Consider the following 14,926-nt stretch of genomic DNA (forward strand, 5'->3'; position numbering starts at 1 on the left):
CCCGATCGCGACGCCGACGATGCCGATCTCGGTGATCGGCGTGTCGAACACGCGGCGTTTGCCGTGCTTGGCCTGGAGTCCCGCGGTCGCGCGGAACACGCCGCCGAAATAGCCGACATCCTCGCCCATCACGAGCACGTCCGGGTCGCGCGTCATCATCACGTCGAGCGCGGAGTTGATCGCCTGGATCATGTTCATCCGGACGACGGCGGGGGCGGCGGCCTCGTCGTCCGATGGAAGGTCAAGCATCGTATCGGTCATGTGTTCAACCTCCCTCTCCCCTCCATCGGAGGGGAGAGGGTTACCGTAGCTTGGCGGCGTAGCCGCTTAGCGAAGGTGGGGAGAGGGGTGGGCGCCGCAGCGCGGCGCGCGAGCCCGCGGCTCGCACGACCCCTCTCCCAGCTATGACTAGGCGGCAAGCCGCCAAGTCTCCGCATCCCTCTCCCCTGTCCAGGGGAGAGGGAGAAGCACATCACTTCCGCGCCCATGGCCGCCCGCTCGCTTCCTCTTCCGCCAGCATCTGGCGCTGCTGTTCGCGCAGGTGCCAGGGCATTTCCTCGAACACCCCGTCGAACAGCGTGTCGAGCGGCTGGTGGAGCCCGTGGCCCAGGATGCCGTTCTTCTCGGCCTCCTTTTGCGACGCCTTCACCAGCTCGGCGAGATCGCGGTCCTGAGCGGCGTGGCGGTCGTCGTCCCACTCGCCGATCGCGATCAGATGCTCTTTCAACCGCTTGACCGGATCGCCGAGCGGCCAGGCGTTGGGCTCGCCCTCCGACCGGTACTGGCCCGGATCGTCGGAGGTGGAATGCCCCTCCGCGCGATAGGTGAAATGCTCGATCAGCGTCGGGCCTTGATTGGTCCGCGCGCGCTCGGCCGCCCATTCGGTCGCGGCATAGACGGCGAGCGCGTCGTTGCCATCGATACGCAACCCGGCGATCCCGTATCCCACCGCGCGCGCCGCGAAGGTCGTCGCCTCCGCCCCCGCGAAGCCCGAGAAGCTGGAAATCGCCCACTGGTTGTTGACGACGTTCATGATCACGGGCGCGCGGTACACGCTTGCGAAGGTGCAGGCGGAATGGAAGTCGCCCTCGGCCGTCGATCCCTCGCCGCACCACACGGCGGCGATGCGCGTATCGCCCTTGGCCGCGGACGCCATCGCCCAGCCCACCGCCTGCGGATACTGCGTGGCAAGGTTGCCGGAGATGGAGAAGAACCCGGCCTCCTTGACCGAATACATGATCGGCAACTGCTTGCCCTGGAGCCGGTCGGCGCTGTTCGAATAGATCTGGTTCATCATGTCGACGAGCGACCAGCCGCGCGCGATAAGGATGCCTTGCTGGCGGTAGGAGGGGAAGCACATGTCCTCGTAATCGAGCGCCATGGTAGCCGCGACCGCGACCGCCTCCTCGCCCGTCGCCTTCATGTAGAAGCTGGTCTTGCCCTGGCGTTGCGCCCGGAACATCCGCTCGTCGAACGCGCGCAGCAGCGCCATCGACCGGAGCATCGCGCGGAGGCGATCCGGCGTCAGTCGCGGGTTCCAGGGACCGACCGCTTGGCCACCCTCGTCTAGCACGCGCACCAGCGTATAGGCGAGATCGGTGAACTCGCGCGCGGGCGCGGCCGTGTCGGGTCGCCGCGCCTGCCCGGCCGGCGGCACGTCGACCTCGGCGAAGTCCACCGGATCGCCGGGACGGAACTTCGGCTCGGGCACATGCAGCGTCAGCGGGGGCAAATTGGCGCGAACGGTCTCGCCGGCCATTCGATTCTCCTGGATCGCCGCCGTCTGGCGCGGCGGCTCGTCGGGGCGGTCCTTTGAACGCCTGCCGCGAAAGTTCAAGCGGCTTGTCGGGCGGTTGGTCCGGGACGGCCCGCGCGCCGTTCAGAAACGCCGCGACACGCCAACGGACACCGCCAGATCGTCGGCCGCGCGCGTGATCCCCAGATTGACTCCCGCGTCCAGCTGGGTGTCGTCGGACAATGCGTAGGTGACGCCGACATCGCCCGTCACCACCCAGTCGTCGCTTCGTTCCGTGAACAATTCGGCATACGCGCCCAGCCGCTCGGTTAGCGCGAAATCGACCACCGCCGAATTGATCAAGCTCGCCTGGTAACCCCGCGCATCGTCCTCGATCACATCGAGCTCGGTCATGACGGCCAGGTCGACCCGTTCCGACAATTTGATGGCCAACGGCGCGATGATCCCGAACTCGACCTTGCCGGCGCCCAGGTCGCCCGCGTTGGTGGGCAATCTTACGAACGGCATGAGCGCGAACGCGGTCGGGCCGCCATCGTCACCCCATAAATTGCGCTTCAGCCGGACGGTCACGTCACCGAAACCGTCGCTTGTTTCGCTCGTGCCCCGGCTTTGGTCAGTGATCGTGCGGTGCAGATACGGCTCGATGATGACCTGGAGATCGGTGGCGCGATCCAGGCCGAGCTTCAGGTTGATCGGCGCGACCGCGACGGTCTCCTCGCGCATGTCGTCGGTGCGGTCGCGCGTATAGCTCGCGACCTCCAACTCGATCTGGAAACGGCCCGCATCCACGGTGTACGGCGATTCCGTCTTGCCGGGGCGGTCGGCGGAAAACTCGCGACGGTCGGTCGGGCGGGCGGGAGCGACATCGGACGCCGCAAGCAATGCTAACGCCGTCCACATCACGCGATGCCGACAAAGGTGGCGAGCAGCTTCAGGTTCAGCCCGACGATCACCGCGGCGATGATCCAGGCCGACCATTTCAGCCACGCCGGGTTGACGAACTCACCCATCTTCTTGCGGTCGCTGGTGAACGCCACCAGCGGGATCACCGCGAAGGGCAGCTGCATCGACAGCACGACCTGGCTCAGCACCAGCAGCCGCGCGGTGCCGCTTTCGCCGTAGAGGATGGCGACCGTCACCGCCGGGATGATCGCGAGCAGCCGCGTGATCAACCGCCGCTGCCAGGCGGGCAGGCGGATGCGCAGGAATCCCTCCATCACGATCTGGCCCGCGAGCGTCGCCGTGATCGTCGAATTCTGGCCCGACGCGAGCAGCGCGACCGCGAAGAGCGTGCTGGCGAGGCCCACGCCGAGCATCGGCGCGAGCAGCTGGTACGCGTCGCCGATCTCCGCCACGTCGGTGCGGCCCGCGACGTGGAAGGTCGACGCCGCCAGGATCAGGATCGCCGAATTGACGAACAGCGCCAGCGTCAGCGCGACGGTGCTGTCGATGGTAGCGTACCTGATCGCCTCGCGCCGCCCCTCGTCGTCGCGCTCGAACGCGCGCGTTTGGACGACGGAGGAATGGAGGTACAGATTGTGCGGCATCACCGTCGCGCCCAGGATGCCGATCGCGATATAGAGCATCGCCGGATTGGTCACGACCTGGGTGGTCGGGACGTAGCCGCGCAGCACGTCGGCGATCGCAGGCTGCGACAGCGCGAGCTCGACCGCGAAGCATCCCGCGATGATAACGAGCAGCGCGATGACGAACGCCTCGAGCTTGCGGAAGCCGCGTTGCTGGAGGAGCAGGATCAGCAGCACGTCGAACGCGGTCAGGCACACGCCCCACACCAGCGGCAGGCCGAACAGCAGCTGAAGCGCGATCGCGGTGCCGATCACCTCGGCCAGGTCGCAGGCGATGATTGCCAGCTCGCACGCTCCCCACAACATCAGGCCGACCGGGCGGCTGTAATGGTCGCGGCAGGCCTGGGCGAGGTCGCGGCCGGTGACGATGCCGAGCTTGGCCGATAGCGCCTGCAGCACGATCGCCATGATGTTGGACAGCAGGATGACCGACAGCAACGTATAGCCGAACCGCGACCCGCCCGCGAGGTCGGTGGCCCAGTTGCCCGGGTCCATGTAACCGACCGCGACGAGGTAGCCGGGGCCGGAGAACGCGCCCAGCTTGGTCCAGAACCGCGCCCCGCCGAGACCCGCACCGGGGACGGGGATCGTGCGGAACACCTCGGGCAGGCTATCGTCCGACCGGGTCTGCCAGCCGTTCGTAGCGGGAGCGTCTTCGTTCACCTGGACCTCCGAAACCAAGGCACGATCCTATGCACGCGCCGTCAAGTTTAGCTAGTGCTAAAACTTGGTTGTTAAGCTCTCTTGTGCGATGCTGGTCATCTCGAGGGAGATCAGGACGTGACGTTACCGGCGGCGGAGGAACAGGCGCGTCGCTTCGCGCGGGTCCGGCTGGCGCACCGGACCGAGATGCAGGAGGATTATGTCGAGCTGATCGCCGACCTGATCGCGGAAGTGGGCGAGGCGCGCGCGGCCGATCTCGCCGAACGCTTGGGCGTCACCCCCGCCACCGTCGCCAATACGCTTAGTCGGCTCAAGCGCGACGGATTGATCGAGATGCGGCCCTACCGCTCCATCTTCCTGACAGCCGACGGCGCGGGGATGGCGGCGCGCTCCAAGGAGCGTCACGGGGTCGTCGTGCGGTTCTTGGGCGTGCTCGGCGTCTCCGACGACATCGCCGAGACCGACGCCGAAGGGCTCGAACATCACCTGAGCGGCGAGACGCTGGAGGCGATGCGTCGCTTCGCCGACGAGCGGGAGAGGATGGCGTCTCCGGACAGGACCAGCGCGACCTGACGGATTGACTCGACTCCGGTTTGGAACAAAGTAAGAACACGTTCCGTTACCGACTCGAACCGCCGCAGAGAACCCGCCCGTGACCCAGACGCCGTGACCCAAACGATCGCAGAGCTGCGTGAGACGCTCCGCGCCATCGAGGGCGACGGGCACCAGCGGCGTCCTGCCCTCCCCTTCGGCGTTGCGGCGCTCGACAGGCGACTGGCGGGCGAGGGCCTCAGGCTCGACGCGCTGCACGAGGTCGCGGCGGCGACGCCCCGCCATGGCGACGATGCGTCGGCGACCCTGTTCATGGCGGGGATCGCGGCGCGCGCCTGGGGGCCGGTGCTGTGGGTAATACGGCGGCGCGACCTGTTCGCGCCGGGGCTGTACCAAGCGGGGCTCGCCCCCGAACGCCTGCTCTATGTCGAGGCGCGCGACGACGACGAGCTGCTGGCGATCATGGAGGAGGGCCTGCGCCACCGCGGGCTGGGCGCGGTGATCGGCGAGTGCAAGCGCGCCGGGCTCGCCGCGACCCGGCGGCTGCAGCTCGCGGCCGAGGGCGGGCGCACGATCGCGCTGCTCCAGAAACGCCATGCGCGGGACGGGGTCGACCCGCTGGGCCAGCCCTCCGCCGCCGTCACCCGCTGGCGCGTCGCGTCCGCGCCGTCCGCGCCGCCCTTTCCCGGCGCCTTGCCCGATGAGGGGCTGGGCCGCGCGCGGTGGCGTCTCGATCTCGCCCGCCAAAAGGGCGGCGAGCCTTTTCAACAACTCGTGGAGGCATGCGATGAAACGGGTCGCCTCGCTTTACCTGCCGGAATGGCCGCTCGACAGACTGCGCCGCGCCGGGCGGATTCCGTCGCCGACGCGGACGCGACCGCCCAGGCCGGTTGATCCGTCGGTCGACTCCCTCGACCGCGCCGCCTCCGCGCGCCACCAGGGCGGCAACCCGGGTTGGCGGCCCGGCGCGAAATGGGCGAAGAGCGAGGTCGAGGCGGAGATCGCCCAGCTGCCGCTCCATCAGCGCCCGCCCAGGCACGAGCTCGGCCGCCGTAGCGAGGCCGCCGACCACCCGTTCAAGGCTCACTCGTTCAACGCGACGCCCGCCGACGAGGCGCGCCCGCCCGTTCCGGGGCCAAGCGCGGTTCTCTCCGTCCGCTGGAACGGCGAGGCCGGCCGAGCACCCGGCACCCGTCGCGCGGGCGATGGCCCTTATCCGGGCGAAGGCGCCTTCTTCCTCACCGGCCGGATGACCGGCGACGTGGTCGGCCGCGCCTGCAAGGAAAGCCCGGCCCCGTCCGGCCCCAGGGTCGCCGCGTCGGAACCGCCGCTCGTCACCGCGCATCGGGTTGACGGCCGCGACGTCGTCCATGCCGCCAACGAAGCGGCGCGGGCGCTGGGCGTGGTGCCGGGAATGTGGCTCACCCAGGCGCGTGCCTTGGTGGCGGGGCTCTTCACCCTTCCCGCCGACCCGGAGGGGGATCGCGCCGCCCTGCACCGTCTGGCGGTCGCGATCGCTCGGCGCTGGGCCCCGACCGCAATGGTCTCGGACGAGACCGGATTGTTCATCGACCTGACCGGCGTCGCGCATCTGCACGGTGGTGAAGCCAACTTCGGGCGACGCCTCGGGCGGCTGTTGGGCCGGCTAGGCTATTGTTCCCGCATCGGAATCGCCGATACGCCCGGAGCCGCTTGGGCATTTGCCAGGCACCTTCGCCAACATCCGCTCACCCTCTGCGAACCCGGTCGGCACGCCGAGGCGCTCGGCCCTCTTCCCGCCGACGCGCTCCGGCTGCAGCCCAAGCATCTGGAGCTGCTCCGCCGTCTCGGCGTCGACACGGTGGGCGAGCTCGCGAAGCTTCCCCGCGCGCCGCTCGCCCGCCGCTTCGGCGGCGCGCTCGTCCGCCGCCTCGACCAGGCTACCGGCCGCGCGCCGGAACCGCTGGAGCCGGTGGCCGCGCCCGAGCGGATCGTCGTGGAGGAACGCTACCCCGAGCCGATCGCGTCGGCGGAGGTGATCGAGCATAGGCTGGGCGAACTCGCGTCGCGTCTGACGACGATCCTGGAGCAGGCCGGGGTCGGCGCGCGCTCGCTGCTGCTCGTTGCCGATCGCGTCGACGGCCGCGCCCAGACCTTGCGCGTCGGCCTGTCCCGGCCCGATCGGCGGCCCGACCACCTGCTGCGCCTGCTCAAACGCCGGATCGAGGAGATCGACCCCGGCTATGGGATCGACGCCCTGGCGCTGCATGTGGCACGTACCGAGCCGCTGGGACCGGAAACGCTCGGTCCCGCGTTGGCCGGGGATACCGTCCCGGATCTCGCGCCGCTCATCGACCTGCTTGTCAATCGGTTGGGCGGGACCACGCCCTGGCGCGTCCGCCCGATCGAGAGCGACGTGCCCGAACGCTCGACCGCTCCCTGCCCGCCGCTCGACCCGCCTGATCGACCGCCGTCCGCGCTCAAACAGGGCGATGTCCGCCGGCTCGACGATCGGGAGGCCGATCACCCCTGGCACCCCCGCCGGCCGCGGCCCGTCCACCTGCTCGCCCGCCCGGAGATGCTGGATTTCGTGATTGCGGAGGTGCCCGATCATCCGCCCGCCCGCTTCACCTGGCGCGGCGAGGTCCACCGGGTGGTGCGCGCCGACGGCCCCGAACGCATCGTCGGCGAATGGTGGCGTCGGACCTGCGAGCGCGACGCGGTGCGCGATTATTTCAGCGTCGAGGACGAGATTGGTCACCGATTCTGGCTGTTCCGTCGCGGCGATGGCGTGCGGAACGAGACGGGCGACCTCAGCTGGCACCTGCATGGCTTCCATGCGTGAATTAACGGCGGGCGTCGATCGTGAGCACGTGCCCTGCCCGCGCATAGTCCAGTATCTTGCGATCGGCGGTCGCGAGTGGACATCCTATCGCCCGCGCGGTGGCGATCAACATGCGGTCCGCCGGATCGCCGTGAAGGGTGCCGGGCAGCGTTCCCGCGTCGGCGGCAATGGCGGCCGTGACGGGAACCGACTTCATACCGGTATGCCGGAGCAGTGCGTCGAGCCACTGAGCCACCGGCTGGGAGAAGACGAGCTTGCCCTTGGTACCCAGCATGCCGAGCTCCCAATAACTGATCGCGGAGGCGCGACACTCGCGGTCGCCCTTGATCGCTTCCAATGCCTGGATGCCCAACCTCCGATCGCCATCCGCCAGCCAGCGCAGGACATGCGTGTCGAGCAGGATCACGAGTCGGCGGCATCCTTCGGGGCGGGGTACCCGAGCGCGTCCCATTTGGCCTCCCACTTGACTTCCCAATCGGGATCGACGGGTTCGGTCTCATCCCAGTCGCCTATCTTGGTGACGGTCCCCTTCATGCAGCCGAATAGGCTGTCGATATTTCCTCGCCTTTCCGGTGCCGGAGCCGTCATGACCGCCACCGGCTTGCCGCGCTTGGTGACGGTGATCGGCTCGCCGCCCGCCTGGACCTCGTCCATCAATCGCAGGCAGTTCGCCTTGAACTCCGCCGCGCCGACATACTTCATCGTATCCGCTCCCGAAATGGTCACATCACATAGTCACTTCGGGCATGCCCGGCAATGAGCTACGTCGAGCTCCAGGTCACGACCCACTTCTCGTTCCTGCGCGGGGCATCGTCGCCGGAGGAGCTGTTCGCGACCGCGTCGGTGATGGGATATCGGGCGTTGGGCGTCACCGACCGTAATTCGGTGGCGGGCGTGGTGCGGGCGCTGGTCGCGGCGGAGACGGTCTCTACGCCGGACGCGCCCATGCGGCTCATGGTCGGCTGCCGGCTCGATCTGGTCAGCGGCGCGGCGCTGCTCGTTTGGCCCGAGGACCGCGCCGCCTGGAGCCGGCTCACCACGCTCCTCACCTGCGGCAAGGGGCGCGCCGATGCGCAACACGGCGAAAAAGGCCGATGCTTTCTCCATTGGGAGGACGTGGCCGACGCCGCGCCGGGATTGGTCGCCGCGCTGGTGCCCGGTCGGGGCGGCGTGGACGTGGAGCAGCTACGCTGGATGGCCGACCTGTTCGGGCGCGACCGGGGACACGTGTGCCTGACCTTCCACCGCCGCCCCGGCGACACGCGCCGCCTGGGTAGCGACGCCGAGGCAGCGCGGGCGCACGGCCTCCGGCCGCTCGCGACGGGAGACGTGCTGTATCACGAACCGACCCGCCGTAGGCTCCAGGACGTGGTCACCGCGATCCGTGAGAAATGCACCATCGACGAGCTGGGCCTGCGCCGCGAACGCCACGCGGATCGCCACCTGCAACCCCCGGCCGAGATGGAGCGCCGCTTCCGCCGCTACCCCGACGCGCTTGCCGCGAGCGTGGCGATCGCCGAACGCTGCACCTTCTCGCTCCGCGAGCTGAGCTACCAGTACCCCGACGAGCGCGTGATGACCGCACACTCGCCGCAAATGGCGCTGGAGAAGATGACGTGGCGCGCACTCAACGCCCGATTTTCCAACCGACCGCCCCCGAGCTATCGGCGACTGCTCCGCAAGGAACTCTCGCTCGTCCGCAAGCTCGCTTACGCGCCTTATTTCCTGACGGTCCACTCGATCGTCCAATACGCCCGCAGTCAGAAGATCCTGTGCCAGGGACGCGGCTCGGCCGCCAATTCGGTGATCTGCTTCGTGCTCGGCGTCACCTCGATCGATCCGGTCAAGCACCAGCTGCTGTTCGAGCGTTTCCTGTCGGAAAAACGTGGCGAGCCACCCGACATCGATGTCGATTTCGAACATGAGCGCCGCGAGGAGGTGATCCAATGGATTTACGACACCTACGGCCGGGAACACGCCGCGCTGACGGCGGTGGTCAGTCGTTTCCGCACGCGCGGCGCAGTGCGCGAGGTCGGCAAGGTGCTGGGGCTGGCCGAGGACGTGACGGCCGCGCTGGCAGGCCAGGTCTGGGGCTGGTCGAGCGACGGCGTGCCCGCGGACCGGGTAACCGCGTTGAACATGGATGCCGGCGAACAACGCCTGGCGCTCGCGCTCGAGCTCGCCAAGGAGCTGATCGGCACGCCCAGGCACCTGTCCCAGCATCCAGGCGGCTTCGTCCTCACCCGCGACCGGCTCGCCTCGCTGGTGCCGGTCGAACCCGCGGCGATGATCGACCGCCAAGTGGTCGAATGGGAAAAGGTCGATATCGAGGAGCTCGGCTTCATGAAGGTCGATATTCTCGGGCTCGGCATGCTTGGGTGCATGCGACGCGTCTTCGACCTTCTCGACTGGCATAAGGGCGTACGCCTCACGCTCGATGACGACATCCTCCAGGCGGAGGACAAGCCGACCTTCGAGATGATGTGCCGCTCCGACACCTTGGGCGTGTTTCAGATCGAGAGCCGCGCGCAGATGTCGATGCTGCCGCGGATGCGGCCCGAGAACTTCTACGACATCGCCATCCAGGTCGCGATCGTTCGTCCGGGACCGATCCAGGGTGACATGGTCCACCCCTATCTGAAACGGCGCGAGGATAAGCGCGCCGGCAGGAACACCGTCGAATATCCCAGCCCCAAGCTGAAGACCGTGCTCGAAAAGACGCTGGGCGTACCCTTGTTCCAGGAACAGGCGATGCAGGTCGCGATCCTGGGCGCGGGCTTTCCCCCGGAGGAGGCCGATGGGCTGCGCCGCGCGATGGCGACGTTCAAGGTGACAGGCGGGGTTGGCGAGTTCCGCGACCGGCTGATCGCGGGGATGCTGCGGAACAGCATCACCCAGGAGTTCGCCGAGCGGCTGGTCAAGCAGATCGAGGGATTCGGCTCGTACGGTTTTCCGGAAAGCCATGCGATGAGCTTCGCCAAGATCGCCTACGCGTCGTCGTGGATGAAGTGCCATCATCCCGATATCTTCTGCGCCGCGCTGCTCAACGCCCAGCCGATGGGCTTCTACGCCCCCGCGCAGATCGTCCGCGACGCGCGGGCGCACGGCGTCGAGGTCAGGCCCGTATGCGTCCAGGACAGCGACTGGGACACGAAGCTTCTGAACGAAGGGACTCCGTACCTGCCGCTGCGGCTGGGCATGCGCATCGTGACCGGCCTCGCCGCTTGCGACGCAGAGGCGATCCTTAACGCTCGGGCGCTTGCTCCTTTCACTTCGATCGAGGAGGTATGGCTCCGCTGCAACGTCAAGCTCGCCGCCTTGGAGGCGCTCGCCAGGGCGGACGCGTTCCATGCTTTCGGGCTCAACCGCCGCGAGGCGCTGTGGACCATCAAAGGTCTGGGCGAGATGCGGCTGCCGCTGATTGAGGGTGCGTGCGGCGATGAGGAGCCAGCGGTCCTGAAACCGCTGTCGGCGGGGCGCGAGGTGGTGGAGGATTACCGCTTCACCCAATTATCGCTGCGCGCCCACCCGCTCCAGTTCCTGCGTAGTGAGCTTGCCCGGCGCGGCATGGTCAGGTGCGTCGACCTGGGCACCACCAAGGACGGCACGGTCGTCGAGGTCGCGGGCGTCATCCTGGTGCGCCAACGGCCGGGCAGCGCCAAGGGCGTGCTGTTCATCACGCTGGAGGACGAGACGGGGGTGGCCAACGTCATCCTATGGCCCAACATATTCGAGGAGCATCGCACCACCGTCATGGGCGCGGCGATGCTGTCGGTGCGCGGCCGCGTCCAGCGTCAGGGCATCGTGATCCACGTGATCGGCGAGTATGTCATCGATCAGACGTCCATGCTCCGCCAAGTCGGCGACATGGAGATGCCGCGCCTTACCAGCCCCAGCGACGGCATGCGCGGCGGCGCGCCCGATCGCGGTGAGAAGGGCTGGGAGCCGAAGGTGCGCTCCGACTATCATTTCCGCGACCGGGAGAACTACATTCCCATCAAGTCGCGCGACTTCCATTGAACCGTTCGGGACTACAACGCCCGGACGGTCTGCTCGATCACGCCGAAGATCGGATGGTGCCGGTCGTCCTCCGCCCAGATACGGACGCTGTCGCCGTCGCGAAGGAAAGGCGTGGTCGCCGTCCCCGCCGTGATCGTCTCGACGGTGCGGACCTCGGCCAGGCAGGAATAGCCGACACCGCCCTCCGCGATCGGCTTGCCCGGCCCGCCGCCCTCGTCGCGGTTGGACACGGTGCCCGACCCGATGATCGTCCCCGCTCCCAGCGCGCGCGTCTTGGCGGCGTGCGCGATCAGCGTGCCGAAATCGAAGGTCATGTCCTTTCCCGCCTGCGCGCGGCCGAACGGCTGACCGTTGAGGTCGACCATCAGCTTGCGGTGCAGCTTCCCGTCCCGCCACCAGTCGCAGAGCGCGTCCGGGGTCACGAACACGGGCGAAAAGGCGGAGGCGGGTTTGGATTGGAAGAAGCCGAAGCCCTTGGCGAGCTCGGCCGGGACGAGGTTGCGGAGCGAGACGTCGTTGGTCAGCCCGACCAGGCGCACCGCCACCAGCGCCTCCTCACGCGTCGCGCCCTGCGCCACGTCGCCGGTGACGACCACCACCTCCGCCTCCAGGTCGCATCCCCATGCCTCATCGGCGAGCGGGATGGCATCGCGCGCGCCCAGGAAGCCGTCGGAGCCGCCCTGGTACATGAGCGGGTCGTGCCAGAAGCTGTCGGGCATATCCGCCCCGCGCGCCTGCCGGACGAGCGCGACGTGGTTCACATAAGCCGAGCCGTCCGCCCATTGATATGCCCGCGGGAGCGGCGCGGCCGCATCGTGTTCGTGGAACCGGTCGCGCGGGATCGCCTCATGCTCGAGATCGATGGCCAGATTCGCCAGATCGGGCGCGACCCGGTCCCATTCGTCCAGCGCCGCCTGCAGCGTCGGCGCGATGCGCGACGCATCGGCGCACCAGGCGAGGTCGTTCGACACGACCACGAGCCGCCCGTCGCGGCCCTGCTTGAGACTGGCGAGTTTCACAGGTTCAACTCTCCTTTTCGTGCGCCCTAGCGGGTTCGAACCGGCGTGGGTAGCCGTCGCACGGCTCGAGTCCGGCACCATAATAGTTGTTACTTGACGCTCGCGTCACCCGATCGCACCCTCGGCGAAAGACCCGAGAGAATCGCGATGCTCACGCTCGACAACATCGCCGGCCGCTTTGCCTGTAACGATGAGCACGAGGCGTTCCGCCAGACGGTGCGTACTTTCCTGCAAAAGGAAGGCGTGCCCAAGGTCGACGAGTGGGAGCGCGATCGTCTGGTTCCCGAGGCGTTCTGGCAGGCGGCGGGCGCGATCGGGAGGCTGTGCCCGACGGTGCCGGGGGAGTATTGCGGGCTCGGTATCGACTTTGGCCACAACGCGATCGTCGACGAGGAGATGAGCTACAACGGCGTGCCCGCCGGCTTCTCGCTCCGGTCGGACATCGTCGCCGACTATATCGCGCATTACGGGTCGGAGGAGCAGAAGGCCGAGTGGTTGCCCCGCATGGTGTCGGGCGAGACGATCACCGCGATCGCGATGACCGAACCGGGCACGGGCTCCGACCTCCAGGCGATCCGCACGACCGCCAAGAAGGACGGCAACCATTACGTGATCAACGGGTCCAAGACCTACATCACCAATGGCCAGAACACCGACCTGACGCCGGTCGTCGCCAAGACCGATCCCGACGCCAAGCCGGCCTGGCGCGGCATGTCGATCATCCTGGTCGAGAGCGACCGCGAGGGATCCCGCAAAGGCCGCAAGCTCGACAAGATCGGCCAGGATGCCGCCGGCACGTCCGAGCTGTTCTTCGACGATACGGTCGCTTTCACCAAGGACCGAAGGGCGATCGCGCGCCACCTGAGGGGCGAGTTGACGAACGAGGAAGGCGCGGCCGCGAAGCTGTGGCACACCGAGCTGCAATGGGAGGTGATGGATAAGTGCCTCCAGCTCCACGACGGTGCCGGTTACATGAATGAATATCCGATCGCGCGGGCGTGGCGGGCGGCGCGGGTGACGCGGATCTTCGGCGGCACCAGCGAGATCATGAAGGAGGTGATCGGCCGCTCGCTCAACCCATCGATTCGTCGGTGTCGGGCACCACCAGTCGCGGAGCAGGCAGATGCTCGCGGGGGTCGAAGGTCAATAGGAACGTCTGGAGCGCCGCCAACTCGATCGGTGGGGATATCAGATACCCCTGGATCAGGTCGCATCCCATGACGCGGAGCAGCGACAGCGCGAGCGGGTCGTCCACGCCCTCGGCGGTCACCTCCATGTCGAGCGCATGAGCCAGGTCGATCGAGGAGCGCACGAGCAGCGGATCTCGGTGGCTGTCGATCAGCCCCGACACGAACATCCGGTCGATCTTCAGCTCATTCGCGGGCAGCTGCTTCAGGTAGGATAGCGACGACAACCCGGACCCGTAATCGTCGATCGCGATCTTGATCCCCGCCGCCGAGAAGGCGCGCAGGTTGGCTAGCGCGCCATCGGGATCCTGGATCACCGCGGTTTCCGTCACCTCGAAGCCGATACGGCCCTTCGCGCGCGCGACCGTGTTCAGCACGCGCTCGGCGAACTCGGCATCGGGCAACAGCACGCCCGATATGTTGACGTAGATGGTCAGGTCGTGCCCCGACGCGGCGAGCCGGGCCTGGTCGGCCACCGCCTGCGAGACCACCCATTCGGTCAGGTCGCGGATCGCGCCCGTGCTCTCGGCCAGCCGGATCAGCCGCTCGATCGCGACCGGCCCGCGCGTCGCGTGCGGCCAACGCAGCAATGCCTCCGCCGAGTCGATGGCGTTGGTGCGCGAACGGAGCTTGGGTTGATAATGGAGCCTGAGCTCGCCCTGCTCGATCGCGCGCCGCAGGTCGCGCATGAGCGCGATGTCGTCCAGTTCCGACCCGCCCTCGCCCTCCTCGTCGGCGAAGCAGACCGCCTGGCGGGTGGCCTGCGCGGTCGCGATCGCCGCGGCGGCGTGGTCGAGCACCTCCTCGCGCGTCGCGTTCGCGTCGGCCTCGGCGGCACCGATCAGCACGTTCAGGTCAAAAGTCAGATCGTCGACCGTGATCCGCTTGGCGAGCTGACCGACAAGCAGCACCAGCGTCTTGCGCGCGGCGTCTATGCCGGGGGCGACGAACGCGAACTCGATCGAGGTGCGCCCCGTCCGCCCGATCTCGCATCCGTCCAGCTCGGCGGCGACCCGGTCGGCGACATGCGCCAGCACACGATTGGCGAGCCGCGCGCCGATGTCGCGGCGCAAGGTGGCAAATCGATCGATCTCAAGAATGGCAACGAAGCCGCCGCCGTTACCCAACGCGCTGTCGGGTGTCGGCGCGGCGCGCAGGCCGCCGAACCAGGGTGGCGCGGTTGGCCGTGCGCGTCCACGCTGCCGCCAACTCGCCAGGAGGAAACCCGCAGAGAACGCGACGAGGAAGAGGATCAGGTTCACCGGGCCATCTAGCGGAATAGACTCTAAGGCCCGGTTAAATCCGCTTCGGGACTGACG

At 68.1% G+C, this 14,926-nt stretch carries 11 protein-coding genes and 2 pseudogenes; 5 read left to right on the forward strand and 8 right to left on the reverse strand.

Going from position 1 to position 14,926, the window contains the following annotated elements; all coding sequences use genetic code 11:
- The 4 genes and pseudogenes from ACFE71_RS05200 to ACFE71_RS05215 form a co-directional block, all read right to left on the reverse strand.
- Positions 1 to 198, reverse strand: a pseudogene (locus ACFE71_RS05200) (alpha-ketoacid dehydrogenase subunit beta); the annotation flags it as partial.
- Between the two features lie 274 nt (positions 199 to 472).
- The gene (locus ACFE71_RS05205; RefSeq protein ID WP_375427749.1) at positions 473 to 1,759 is read right to left on the reverse strand and encodes a 3-methyl-2-oxobutanoate dehydrogenase (2-methylpropanoyl-transferring) subunit alpha; all 1,287 of its coding nucleotides are present in this window, start codon (positions 1,757 to 1,759) and stop codon (positions 473 to 475) included.
- A 120-nt stretch (positions 1,760 to 1,879) separates the two neighbouring features.
- The gene (locus ACFE71_RS05210) at positions 1,880 to 2,656 is read right to left on the reverse strand and encodes a transporter (protein WP_375427750.1); all 777 of its coding nucleotides are present in this window, start codon (positions 2,654 to 2,656) and stop codon (positions 1,880 to 1,882) included.
- A complete protein-coding gene (locus tag ACFE71_RS05215) occupies positions 2,656 to 4,005 on the reverse strand; it encodes an Nramp family divalent metal transporter (protein ID WP_375427751.1) in 1,350 nt (449 codons plus the stop codon). The genes ACFE71_RS05210 and ACFE71_RS05215 overlap by 1 nt, the downstream gene beginning before the upstream one ends.
- Positions 4,006 to 4,122: 117 nt before the next feature.
- Between ACFE71_RS05215 and mntR the strand changes: the two genes are divergently transcribed.
- The 3 genes from mntR to ACFE71_RS05230 all read left to right on the forward strand — a co-directional run bounded on the left by mntR (position 4,123) and on the right by ACFE71_RS05230 (position 7,381).
- A complete protein-coding gene (mntR, locus tag ACFE71_RS05220; protein WP_375427752.1) occupies positions 4,123 to 4,578 on the forward strand; it encodes a manganese-binding transcriptional regulator MntR in 456 nt (151 codons plus the stop codon).
- A gap of 93 nt (positions 4,579 to 4,671) precedes the next feature.
- A complete protein-coding gene (locus tag ACFE71_RS05225; protein ID WP_375427753.1) occupies positions 4,672 to 5,451 on the forward strand; it encodes an ImuA family protein in 780 nt (259 codons plus the stop codon).
- Entirely contained in the window at positions 5,345 to 7,381 is a 2,037-nt protein-coding gene (locus tag ACFE71_RS05230) for a DNA polymerase Y family protein (RefSeq protein WP_375427754.1), read from the forward strand. The genes ACFE71_RS05225 and ACFE71_RS05230 overlap by 107 nt, the downstream gene beginning before the upstream one ends.
- A 1-nt stretch (position 7,382) precedes the next feature.
- On the opposite strand, the gene ACFE71_RS05235 is transcribed toward ACFE71_RS05230, so the two are convergent.
- Positions 7,383 to 7,787 (reverse strand): type II toxin-antitoxin system VapC family toxin, encoded by a 405-nt coding sequence (locus tag ACFE71_RS05235; protein ID WP_375427755.1) that lies wholly within the window; start codon positions 7,785 to 7,787, stop codon positions 7,383 to 7,385.
- A complete protein-coding gene (locus ACFE71_RS05240; RefSeq protein WP_375427756.1) occupies positions 7,784 to 8,083 on the reverse strand; it encodes a type II toxin-antitoxin system Phd/YefM family antitoxin in 300 nt (99 codons plus the stop codon). The genes ACFE71_RS05235 and ACFE71_RS05240 overlap by 4 nt, the downstream gene beginning before the upstream one ends.
- 54 nt (positions 8,084 to 8,137) lie before the next feature.
- Between ACFE71_RS05240 and ACFE71_RS05245 the strand changes: the two genes are divergently transcribed.
- On the forward strand, positions 8,138 to 11,401 hold the full coding sequence (locus ACFE71_RS05245) for an error-prone DNA polymerase (protein ID WP_375427757.1): 3,264 nt from the start codon (positions 8,138 to 8,140) through the stop codon (positions 11,399 to 11,401).
- An 11-nt stretch (positions 11,402 to 11,412) separates the two neighbouring features.
- Here the strand turns inward: ACFE71_RS05245 and ACFE71_RS05250 are convergent, their stop codons facing one another.
- Positions 11,413 to 12,420, reverse strand: a complete 1,008-nt coding sequence (locus ACFE71_RS05250) for a fumarylacetoacetate hydrolase family protein (RefSeq protein WP_375427758.1) — start codon at positions 12,418 to 12,420, stop codon at positions 11,413 to 11,415.
- Between the two features lie 147 nt (positions 12,421 to 12,567).
- Here ACFE71_RS05250 and ACFE71_RS05255 point away from each other — a divergent pair, with 147 nt between their 5' ends.
- Positions 12,568 to 13,641 carry an acyl-CoA dehydrogenase family protein gene (locus ACFE71_RS05255; RefSeq protein WP_375427759.1) on the forward strand — a complete coding sequence of 358 codons (1,074 nt, stop codon included), beginning with the start codon at positions 12,568 to 12,570 and terminating at the stop codon, positions 13,639 to 13,641.
- A gap of 16 nt (positions 13,642 to 13,657) precedes the next feature.
- Here ACFE71_RS05255 and ACFE71_RS05260 read toward each other — a convergent pair.
- A pseudogene (locus ACFE71_RS05260) lies at positions 13,658 to 14,296 on the reverse strand (EAL domain-containing protein); the annotation flags it as partial.
- Positions 14,297 to 14,926: the final 630 nt, after the last annotated feature.

The organism is uncultured Sphingomonas sp. (genome assembly GCF_964237155.1).
GTDB lineage: Bacteria > Pseudomonadota > Alphaproteobacteria > Sphingomonadales > Sphingomonadaceae > Sphingomonas.

Bases quoted from the DNA above. Each gene is read 5' to 3' on its own strand.
- ACFE71_RS05205 (WP_375427749.1), bottom strand. From the start codon at position 1,759: ATGGCCGGCGAGACCGTTCGCGCCAATTTGCCCCCGCTGACGCTGCAT.
- ACFE71_RS05210 (WP_375427750.1), bottom strand. From the start codon at position 2,656: ATGTGGACGGCGTTAGCATTGCTTGCGGCGTCCGATGTCGCTCCCGCC.
- ACFE71_RS05230 (WP_375427754.1), top strand. From the start codon at position 5,345: ATGAAACGGGTCGCCTCGCTTTACCTGCCGGAATGGCCGCTCGACAGA.
- ACFE71_RS05240 (WP_375427756.1), bottom strand. From the start codon at position 8,083: ATGAAGTATGTCGGCGCGGCGGAGTTCAAGGCGAACTGCCTGCGATTG.
- ACFE71_RS05245 (WP_375427757.1), top strand. From the start codon at position 8,138: ATGAGCTACGTCGAGCTCCAGGTCACGACCCACTTCTCGTTCCTGCGC.
- ACFE71_RS05255 (WP_375427759.1), top strand. From the start codon at position 12,568: ATGCTCACGCTCGACAACATCGCCGGCCGCTTTGCCTGTAACGATGAG.